Source organism: uncultured Aurantimicrobium sp., from assembly GCF_936931525.1.
Classification (GTDB): Bacteria; Actinomycetota; Actinomycetes; order Actinomycetales; family Microbacteriaceae; genus Aurantimicrobium.
On record NZ_CAKZII010000092.1, the window covers coordinates 22,635 to 32,131 of the forward strand.

The following is a 9,497-nucleotide window of genomic DNA, read 5'->3' on the forward strand; positions in this document are numbered from 1 at the left end:
CCGACGGGAATGAAGCAACCAAATCCAACATTCACTGGAATGATGGAATCATCATGACGACAACAATGCTGACCTGGGGCATCAAAGAAAGTTTGATTGCCTATATCGAGCGATTAGAAGATGGCGTTTTTGAAACCACTTCTGGCGCTTCGCGCGAAGGAAACGAATTCTTGTTTCCGCTCGATACTGAAGCCTCTGACTTTGAACACGAAACTCAACAGGGCACTTTGCAGTTCCGCGGCTCGGTCATCATTACCGGGCATTGGGGCGGCATGCGCGTGGAGATTCATGACCCTCGCATCACACTCAATGGCACGACTGGGGAACTAGAGACCCTCACCAAAAGTGTTTTTGGCGCTGACAGCTTCGGTACCTTCGCAACGATTAACGTGACGTCACCTGCGCCTCAGCTCACAGCTGATGTCGCGCTAGCTCCCGCAGGACAAGCTTTGATGGGACAGCAATACAGCGTGGGCCAGGAACTCAGCCCTGTCAGCATTTCGTGGACGTGAACCAGACTTCATCGTTCACTCGTTCACGAGTAATTGGTACCCCCAGTGGGACTCGAACCCACACTGGATCGATTTTAAGTCGATTGCCTCTGCCGATTGGGCTATGGGGGCGTACCTTCTCAGGCTAGCAAAGCAAAAGGGAGGCCATGACAGCCTCCCTTTTGTTTTGGAAGTTTTACTTCTTAGCCGCTGGCTTCTTTGCAGGAGCCTTCTTTGCTGCAGGCTTAGCTGCTGCCTTGGCAGGAGCTGCTGCAGGTGCTGGACGTGAAGCGAACTCTTCGAATGCTGCGCGAGGGTGCTCACGAGCTTCGAGGGAGACGATGTCGCGGCCAAGCCAGAAGTTGTTCCACCAGCCACCCACGACGCGGAACTTGCGCTCGAAGGAAGGCATAGCCAGACCGTGGTAGCCACGGTGTGCGAGCCAGGCGATGTAACCCTTGAGGGCAATCTTGCCGGACTGGAACACACCGATGTTGAGGCCGAGGCCTGCAACAGCACCGAGGTTCTTGTGGAAGTAGTCAGTGGGGCCTTCGCCGCGCAGGACTGCAACGATGTTGCGAGCCATGAGCTTGCCCTGACGAACAGCGTGCTGAGCGTTAGGAACGCAGTAACCGCCTACGCCGCCACCTGAAAGGTCGGGGCATGCGGTTGCGTCTCCAGCGCCCCAGGCGCCTTCGATAACTCCGTTGTCGCCCTCAACGCGCAGGTCTGCACGAACGCGCAGACGGCCACGCTCGTCGAGGGGGAAGTCGGTTGCGCGGAGCATGGGGTTAGCCATGACACCTGCAGTCCAGATGATGAGGTCAGACTCGAAGCTTTCACCGGTGGAGAGCTGGATGACACCGTTCTCTGCCGACTGGAGCTGAGTGTCGAGGTGAACCTGAGCACCACGCTCAGCAAGGTTCTTGAGAACCCAGTGGCTGGTTTCGAGGGAAACCTCAGGCATGATGCGACCCATTGCCTCGATGAGGTGGAAGTGAGTGTCATCGAAGGTGAGCTCTGGGTAGTCCTTGATCAGGTCAGAGGCCAGTGAGCGAAGCTCGGCGAAAACTTCAATACCTGCGAAGCCACCACCCACGACGGTGACGGTGAGCAGACGGTCACGCTCAGGACCTGCAGGAAGCTGAGCTGCCTTGTCGAAGTTGGTGAGGATGCGGTCGCGGATCGCAACTGCTTCTTCGATGGTCTTCAGACCGATTGCATTGTCTGCAATGCCAGGGATGGGGAAGGTGCGAGAAACAGCACCAGCAGTGAAGATGACCTGGTCATACTGTTCTGCAAATTGCTTGCCCGCGTTGGGAACGATGGTTGCGGTCTTCTTCTTGTGGTCAATGCCAGCAACCTTGCCCGAAATGATGCGGGTCTTCTTGAGGTGTGAGCGGTGACCGACAACAGCGTGACGTGCCTCGATGGAGCCAGCTGCAATTTCAGGCAGGAATGGCTGGTAGGTCATGTAGGGCAGTGGGTCAACAATGGTGACCTCTGCTTCTCCGTTACGGAGCAGTTTTTCGAGCTTCCACGCGGTATAAAAACCTGCGTAACCAGCACCGACAATAAGAATCTTGGGCACAGTAATACGTCTCCAGCTAGACAAAGTGGGGTTAGGGCGTCTCGTCTGTTTCGTGGAGGGAACTTTCACGCGGAACAACAGGACGAAGTCTTCGAGCAACAACGATGTACCCGATAACTACAATCGTACCGAATCCAGCGAAAAACAGTAACGGAACACCCACCGTGGTCAGCTGATACAGGGTTGGAAGTCCCGGAATATTCCCGCTATCGAAAGGTAGGGGCGCTGGGGTGGGTGCCGAAGTGTCCCAGGGTTCTGCAGTGTTGGTCGAACTTCCACGGCGGTACAGCTTGATCCACTCGGCCAGAGTGCCCAATGGGTTCACCTTCACGAGAGGAACTTCCGCCGTGACAGCGGCATACGCGTTGATCTTGCCGTAGCCATAAATGGGGCTGGGGACGTCACCAACCGGGGTTGCCGTGGAGATGATGCGGTTGATCACATTGTTGGCATCTAGCTCTGGGTGCGAGGCACGAACAAGTGCCACCAGACCTGCCACAATCGGCGTCGCACCACTCGAGCCTGACCACTTCATATAGGCGCCACCCGGAGCAACGCCCACGAGTGCTTCACTGGGAGCAGAGACACCAATGGTGATTCCTTGACTGGATGCGTCATAGCTGGCTTCACCATTGACGTCGAGGCCAGCAACGGTGAGCACACCCGGAATAGTGGCCGGAGCACCGACTTCGTTCGTTCCGGTGCCACGGTTACCGGCTGCCGCCACAATGACCACATCGTGGTCAAAGGCATACATAAAGGCTTCATCCCAGCTGGTGGGCCATTCCAAGCTGTTGCGGGTCAGTGACATATTGATCACTTTCGCGCCCTGATCCACAGACCAGATAATGGCGTTGGCAATTTGCTCATCTGAAGGGATCTCGGTTTCAACACCGAAGGCCACTGAAGCTGACAGCAATTGCGCCTGTGGCGCAGTTCCAATCACGCCGTTGTTGCCACCGGTGCCACGGCCAGCAAGAACAGACGCGACGAGCGTGCCGTGATCAGGAGACTCCCCCACCGGGGTGCGGCCATCGGGAGAACCAATCCCCGAAAAGTCTGCCCCGCCCACAACAGCAGCATTGATATCGGGGGCGTAGCCAATTCCAGAGTCAATAACAGAGACCAGAACACCGTCGCCTTGGGTCACATCCCAGGCTTGATAGAAGTTGTAATCCCCGAGCCAGTATTCAAGATCGCGAATGTAGTCAGCGCGTGCAGGGGTTGCCGAGAAGACCGCCAACAAGGTGACGGCAAGAACGGAAAGTGAGGCTAAGCCGCGTCGTAGTCGATGCACTGACACACCTCAGGTGACCACGATGAACGCGCCAACGCCAAGTCACCGATGGGGTTCACGCCAGGACCAGCTGCCAAGGAGTGGCCGGCGAGAGCGTGAAGGCACTTCACACGCACCGGCATGCCACCGGCAGAAATGCCATCCAGCTCAGGAACGACAGCTACGGATTCACGGTCGGCAATGAACTGCTCATGAGCAACGAGGTACTGCTTCTGCATGTCTTCGTCGGCGTTCAAGATATCTGTGAACTCAGCCATCACCTGGGTTGCTTCCAAGTCCGACATGGCAATGGTGGCTGCCGGGTGAGTCAAGTAATAGAAAGTGGGGAACGGAGTTCCATCCGACAACCTGGGCGCGGTCGCGACCACTGTCGGAGCACCACAGACACAGCGGGCAGGAATACCAATAACGTCGCGCGCGGGTCGACCAAGCTGCGCCGACACAATGCGAATGTCGTCGTCGGTAGCGGGGTCAAATGGCGGGCGCATAGAGAACTTTCTTAGGGGGTGGGCTGCACTTGCTCAGGTGTGGGCGTTCCCAAACCGGCAATGAGGAAAGATTTGAGCAAGCCAGAGACCCAGTCTGTGCTGGTGTCCTGCAAGGAAGCTGTGGCTTTCTCACGCTTGAGGTCATCGATGGTGGCGTCGTTGATAACCAAGTAGCTAATCTCACCTGGCATGACGTAATACAAACGGTCACGGGCTTGGGCGCGAACATAGGCTGGGTCATCCCAGCGAGCACGCTGCTTCTCCAGATCCGTGATCTGGGTTTGGCGCAGGTCTGCTTCTGCCTGGAGGTCGGCAATAACCTGACGCTGCTCAATCAAGATCTTGAGCTGAGGGGCGAGCACAAGCACACCCAGCAGGGTGAGACTCATGATCAAGATAGAAAAGCCCGACAGACGAATGCTGCCGAGCCAGACGCCCGCCTTCGTGGTTCCGGTGACTAATGCCACCGGAACCTTACGAACGCGAACGTTTTTCTGAGCCATGAAGGGCCGTTAGTGCCTTAGGCGGTGAAGCGAGGGAAAGCGCTGCTGCCTGCGTAGACAGCTGCTTCACCCAGTTCTTCTTCAATACGCAGAAGCTGGTTGTACTTCGCAACACGGTCGCTACGTGCAGGAGCACCGGTCTTGATCTGACCACAGTCGGTTGCCACAGCGAGGTCAGCAATGGTGGTGTCCTCGGTCTCACCGGAACGGTGAGAAAGGATGGCCTTCATGCCGTGACGCTGTGCGAGGGAAACTGCATCGAGAGTCTCGGTGAGGGTACCAATCTGGTTCACCTTGACCAGGATCGAGTTACCGGCCTTGAGGTCGATACCCTTCTGCAGACGAACAGGGTTAGTTACGTAGAGGTCGTCTCCCACGAGCTGAAGCTTGTCGCCGAGCTCAGCGGTGATGTGAGTCCAACCGGTCCAGTCGTCTTCGTCCAGTGGGTCCTCGATGGAGACCAGTGGGAAGTCGCGAACGAGTTCTGCGTAGTAGGCAGTCATTTCTTCAGAGGTGCGCTTCTGGCCCTCGAAGTGGTACGAACCGTCCTTGTAGAACTCAGAGGAAGCAACGTCGAGTGCAAGACCAATGTCCTTGCCTGGCTTGAAGCCAGCCTGCTCGATAGCACCCATGATGAATTCGAGTGCACCACGGTTGTTGGGGAGGTCAGGAGCGAATCCACCCTCGTCACCCAGACCGGTAGCCATGCCGTTCTTCTTCAGCAGAGACTTGAGCGAGTGGTAAATTTCCACACCCCAGCGCAGTGCCTCAGAGAAGCTCTCTGCACCGTGAGGAACAGCCATGAACTCCTGGATGTCCACACCAGTGTCAGCGTGGGCACCACCGTTGATGATGTTCATCAGGGGAACCGGAAGAGTGTGAGCGTTGGGGCCACCAACGTAACGGAACAGAGCAAGGTCTGCAGAGTCTGCAGCAGCCTTGGCAACAGCGAGAGAAACACCCAGGATGGCGTTAGCGCCCAGGCGCTTCTTGTTCTCAGTGCCGTCGAGTTCGATCATGGCACCGTCGATGAGGCGCTGGTCGGTTGCGTCGAAGCCTTCGAGTGCAGGGCCGATTTCGTCGATGACTGCGTCAACAGCCTTCTGAACACCCTTACCGAGGTAACGGTTCTTGTCTTCGTCGCGAAGTTCGTATGCTTCGAATGCACCGGTGGATGCACCGGATGGAACTGCAGCGCGGGCAAGCACGCCATCTTCGAGCAGAACCTCTACTTCAACGGTGGGGTTACCGCGAGAGTCGAGAATTTCGCGTGCGCCAATGGCGTCAATGAGGGCCACAGTATCTCCTTGTGTGATGTGTTTTTTGTAAAGAAAAGGGGAGGGAATTACTAGTAATTCTAGGCGAGGTCCTTGAAGACCAAGTCCTTGGCGCTCGCAGTCTCAGCAGAAACAAAGGCAAATGAGCCAAATCCGGCTTCACGAGCTCGATCGAGCACAGGTGTGAGGTTCTTGGCGCGCTTTTCCAGACGCACGCGCTTACCGGAAGCAATGAGTTCGCTCTTGATTGCAATCAGAGTGGACAAGCTGAGATCCGCACTATCCAGAACAGCATCATGCACCAGCACGACGCTGTCTGACGCCGCAGCGTCGTCGACCTCGATGAGGTCAACAATGCGCTCGAAACCAATAGAGAAGCCTGCAGCAGGAACGTCCTGGCCTAAGAAGCGACCAATCATGCCGTCATAGCGCCCACCGCCACCAACAGAAGAACCTGACTCGGGGTGAGCAATCTCAAAGATGGTGCCGGTGTAGTAACCCATGCCGCGCACCAAAGTGGGGTCAAAGCGAACCTCGACACCGGAAGGAAGTTCCGTCAGGGCCTTGGCCAAAGTTTCCAAATCTGCCACGGCATCGGAATCGATGCCGTCGGGCAGGACGGAGAGAATGTCTGCGGTGGTCATCGGAACGCCACCGGATGCCAAGTGTGGTTCGATGCGCTCCAGCAGTCCGCCCAGGACGGCGGCCGCATCGGGGCCCGTCTCTGACAATTCCTTGACGACGCCTTCGGTGCCGATCTTGTCGAGCTTGTCGATCGAGATCAGTGCGGAACCAAAACGCTCTGCTGCGAAACCGCAGTAGTCCAGGATGCCCGCAAGGATGCGGCGGTCATTGATGCGGATGGTGCAGCCATCTAGACCCAGGGTGGAGAGAACAGCAGAGGTAGCGGTGATGAGCTCAACCTCGGCGAGCTGACCTGCTTCACCAATAATGTCGATGTCGCACTGCACGAACTGGCGGTAGCGACCCTTCTGCGGACGCTCAGCGCGCCACACAGGTGCAATCTGAATCGCACGGAATACCGAAGGCAGCTCCGCGCGGTGGGTGGCATAAAAACGTGCCAGAGGCACCGTCAAATCAAAGCGCAGACCGAGGTCTGCCAAATCGTGAGCATCGCCTGAGTGGGCTGCTGCTTCAAGAGCTTCCTTGTCGAGACCACGCTTGAGCACGCTGAAAGCTAGCTTCTCGTTGTCGCCGCCGAGGCCGGAGTGCAGGCGCTCAAAGTCTTCAACAACAGGTGTCTCGATCTCTTCGAAACCGTGGCTGGAGTAAACATCCCGGATAACGCGTAAAGCGCGTTCGCGCTTTGCCTTGTCGGCAGGCAGGAAATCCCGCATGCCACGGGGAGGAGATACGTCACGAGCCATATGACTATCGTTTCATGTCTCTGTGCTGAAACTTACGAATTCCCAAGAAAGAGAGCCCAGCCGTGAGCATAATGATTCCGAGCAGAGCGGGGAGTGAGGAAGTAGACCCTGTCGCTACCAACTGATTTGGCACAACAGCTGAGCCGGTGGGCGTTGGCGTTGGCGTTGGGACAACGTAAGGGGATGTACCAACTAATGCATACGTGTTGGGGTTAGCTCCTGAAATGACACGCGAACTATCGATATTGACGCTGACGCCTTGATTCCCGAAACCGTTGAGCGAAGTAAGTTGTGTTGACACATTCGCTGGAATTGGTTGTTCAAAAAGTGTGACTGAAGAGTTTGAACTTACATTAACGTTGCCGGAGCCCCAACTTCCGATGTAAAGCACTCCGTGATCGTCCAGATCAATTCCGCACGGGTTTTGAACGTCAGCTCCAGCAACAACCCGAGTGAAAGTGTCTGCCGGTGCAAGCACACCGAAAATCGTACGTGTTGTGACGGGCATCGCATACACCCCTGTTGCGCCGAACATGACGCTGAGATACAGCGCATCGTTTGTGTCCAGAGCCACATCAGCTAGAAAGTCAGAGGTAAAAGCAGAACCCGCGGAGACAGCGACTGGTGTATTTGCGGTTACGAGTTGTCCGTGAAGAGTGCCGGTAACCACAGGCAACACGAATAGGCCTGAACTGGAAGCCCCATATAAGTTACCCGCAGAATCAAAATCAATTCCTCTGTCAACAAACGATGAAGTGACAGTGGTGAGAGTATTCGCAGGGACCGCTACCCCAAAAACTGTAACTGAGGTCGGACTTAGTGCCTTAAGCGCCCCTGCCTGAGCGGTCATCACGAGTGATCCGCTGAGAGTATCTATCGCCAAGCCATAGATTCCGGCCACTGACGAAAGCACCGATTTCTGGCCTGCAACTACTTGAACACCGAAAAGAGTTCCGGTTGAAGTAGGGACCACGGCCAGTTCACCCCGGTTGTTATCCGCAATAAAAATATTTCCAGACGAATCCTGCACAATTCCAATTGGATAATCAATATTTGCAATGACCTGGGCAGTTGGACTTGCCGTCGCAGATACAGTGCCGAGCACAATAAATGTCATAGAAAGCAGTGCCGTCATGACTGAACGCCACCATTTTTTTTGCACAGGCAAAAGCATCAGTGGTGTCATGTACTCAGGCTAACATTCATCAGAAAAAGCTTATTTCTCTGCTTCTCGAATGTCTTCCTGCAGTTCACGCAGCCGCACACGCAGTGCTTTCTCAGCATCGATGCCTTGTTCACGTGCTGAAGAGACGATGCTCAGCAGAATGCTGCCCACCTCATCCTCATCTGCCCAGATGGGTGGGTCAGGAAGGTGTTGCTTCTCCAAGCCCACCTTCTCTGCCTTGCCCAGAAGTTTCTCGGCGAGCGCGAGGGCAGGCATGGACTGAGGAATACCGTCCAGGGTGGAGGTTCTGCCGGGCTTTTCTTGCTTCTTGAGGTCATCCCACACAGCCATGACGTCATCAGCGGTTTCGAGTTTCTTTTCGCCAAAGACGTGCGGGTGACGGCCCACCATCTTGGCGGTCATGTGAGCGGCGACATCTTGGATGTCGAATTCTTCACCAGGGGTGTTCGAAGCGAGGTCGGCGTGGAAGATGACTTGATAGAGCACATCCCCGAGCTCTTCGATCATCTCGTCGCGGTCACCTGACTCAATGGCATCGATGAGCTCATAGGTTTCTTCAACCAAGTACTTGATCAGCGACTCGTGAGTCTGCTCGGCATCCCAGGGGCATCCGCCGGGGGCACGAAGTTTTGCCATCACCATGACGAGCTCGTCGAGCTTGGTGGCAGGTTGTTGGTCCTCAGGAAGTGAGGAGAAGATGGGGCTGGTCATCAGTTTCCCTCCAGATGTACAGCCCCATCCTCTCACCGAGACTGAGAGACACAGGCCCGGTTCACTCGTCCGACAATAAATTGTCGGTATTGGCTCAGTTGTTCTACGTGGTGAGACGTCCTCGTAGCTGAGCCAGTTCATTGGTAAGCGCCATTGGAACGCGGTCACCAAACTTGTCGAAGTACTCCTCAGTGAGGTCGCACTCTGCAGTCCACATGTTGCGGTCTACGTGGAAAAGCTTCTCCATTGCCTCGTCTGTGACATCGAGACCTTCGAGGTTGAAAGTGCCAGCGGCAGGAACGCGACCCATGGGAGCGTTCTCGGTAGCAACGTCGCCATCTACGCGGCGAGCAATCCACTCGAGAACACGGGAGTTCTCACCGAAGCCAGGCCACAGGAATGAGCCGTCTGCATCCTTGCGGAACCAGTTGACCTGGAAGATGGCAGGAGCCTTGTCGCCGAGAGTCTTACCAATCTCGAGCCAGTGACCCCAGTAGTCAGCCATGTTGTAGCCACAGAAGGGAAGCATGGCGAAGGGGTCGCGGCGCAGGTCGCCCACGGTTCC

At 56.0% G+C, this 9,497-nt stretch carries 10 protein-coding genes and 1 tRNA gene; 1 reads left to right on the forward strand and 10 read right to left on the reverse strand.

From position 1 onward, the window contains the following. Window positions 1–53: 53 nt before the first annotated feature. A complete protein-coding gene (locus tag Q0362_RS04420; protein WP_298120284.1) occupies window positions 54–512 on the forward strand; it encodes an HtaA domain-containing protein in 459 nt (152 codons plus the stop codon). A gap of 34 nt (window positions 513–546) precedes the next feature. On the opposite strand, the gene Q0362_RS04425 is transcribed toward Q0362_RS04420, so the two are convergent. From Q0362_RS04425 to Q0362_RS04470, 10 genes are all read right to left on the reverse strand, one after another. Next, a tRNA-Leu gene (locus Q0362_RS04425) sits at window positions 547–623 on the reverse strand. Window positions 624–687: 64 nt separating this feature from the next. Continuing rightward, window positions 688–2,082: an NAD(P)/FAD-dependent oxidoreductase gene (locus Q0362_RS04430; RefSeq protein WP_298120286.1), complete on the reverse strand. Its 1,395-nt coding sequence runs from the start codon at window positions 2,080–2,082 to the stop codon at window positions 688–690. Window positions 2,083–2,113: 31 nt separating this feature from the next. Then, window positions 2,114–3,379 carry a S8 family serine peptidase gene (locus Q0362_RS04435; protein ID WP_298120289.1) on the reverse strand — a complete coding sequence of 422 codons (1,266 nt, stop codon included), beginning with the start codon at window positions 3,377–3,379 and terminating at the stop codon, window positions 2,114–2,116. Beyond that, window positions 3,355–3,867 (reverse strand): DUF501 domain-containing protein, encoded by a 513-nt coding sequence (locus Q0362_RS04440; protein ID WP_298120292.1) that lies wholly within the window; start codon window positions 3,865–3,867, stop codon window positions 3,355–3,357. Before Q0362_RS04440 ends, Q0362_RS04435 begins: the two co-directional genes overlap by 25 nt. Window positions 3,868–3,878: 11 nt before the next feature. Then, entirely contained in the window at window positions 3,879–4,370 is a 492-nt protein-coding gene (locus Q0362_RS04445) for a septum formation initiator family protein (RefSeq protein WP_298120294.1), read from the reverse strand. Window positions 4,371–4,387: 17 nt separating this feature from the next. Then, the gene (gene eno / locus Q0362_RS04450) at window positions 4,388–5,668 is read right to left on the reverse strand and encodes a phosphopyruvate hydratase (RefSeq protein ID WP_298120297.1); all 1,281 of its coding nucleotides are present in this window, start codon (window positions 5,666–5,668) and stop codon (window positions 4,388–4,390) included. A gap of 59 nt (window positions 5,669–5,727) precedes the next feature. Beyond that, window positions 5,728–7,035 (reverse strand): histidine--tRNA ligase, encoded by a 1,308-nt coding sequence (hisS, locus tag Q0362_RS04455; RefSeq protein ID WP_298120299.1) that lies wholly within the window; start codon window positions 7,033–7,035, stop codon window positions 5,728–5,730. Between the two features lie 4 nt (window positions 7,036–7,039). Next, window positions 7,040–8,221, reverse strand: coding sequence for a hypothetical protein (locus Q0362_RS04460; protein WP_298120301.1), 1,182 nt, complete (start codon window positions 8,219–8,221; stop codon window positions 7,040–7,042). A 30-nt stretch (window positions 8,222–8,251) separates the two neighbouring features. Continuing rightward, window positions 8,252–8,932, reverse strand: coding sequence for a MazG family protein (locus Q0362_RS04465; protein ID WP_298120303.1), 681 nt, complete (start codon window positions 8,930–8,932; stop codon window positions 8,252–8,254). A gap of 103 nt (window positions 8,933–9,035) precedes the next feature. Continuing rightward, window positions 9,036–9,497, reverse strand: a 462-nt coding sequence (locus Q0362_RS04470) for a phosphoenolpyruvate carboxykinase domain-containing protein (RefSeq protein WP_298120304.1), incomplete at its 5' end; no start/stop codon positions are given.

Coding starts and splice junctions, on each gene's coding strand:
- Q0362_RS04420 (WP_298120284.1), top strand. CDS start 54: ATGACGACAACAATGCTGACCTGGGGCATCAAAGAAAGTTTGATTGCC.
- Q0362_RS04440 (WP_298120292.1), bottom strand. CDS start 3,867: ATGCGCCCGCCATTTGACCCCGCTACCGACGACGACATTCGCATTGTG.
- Q0362_RS04445 (WP_298120294.1), bottom strand. CDS start 4,370: ATGGCTCAGAAAAACGTTCGCGTTCGTAAGGTTCCGGTGGCATTAGTC.
- hisS (WP_298120299.1), bottom strand. CDS start 7,035: ATGGCTCGTGACGTATCTCCTCCCCGTGGCATGCGGGATTTCCTGCCT.
- Q0362_RS04460 (WP_298120301.1), bottom strand. CDS start 8,221: ATGACACCACTGATGCTTTTGCCTGTGCAAAAAAAATGGTGGCGTTCA.
- Q0362_RS04465 (WP_298120303.1), bottom strand. CDS start 8,932: ATGACCAGCCCCATCTTCTCCTCACTTCCTGAGGACCAACAACCTGCC.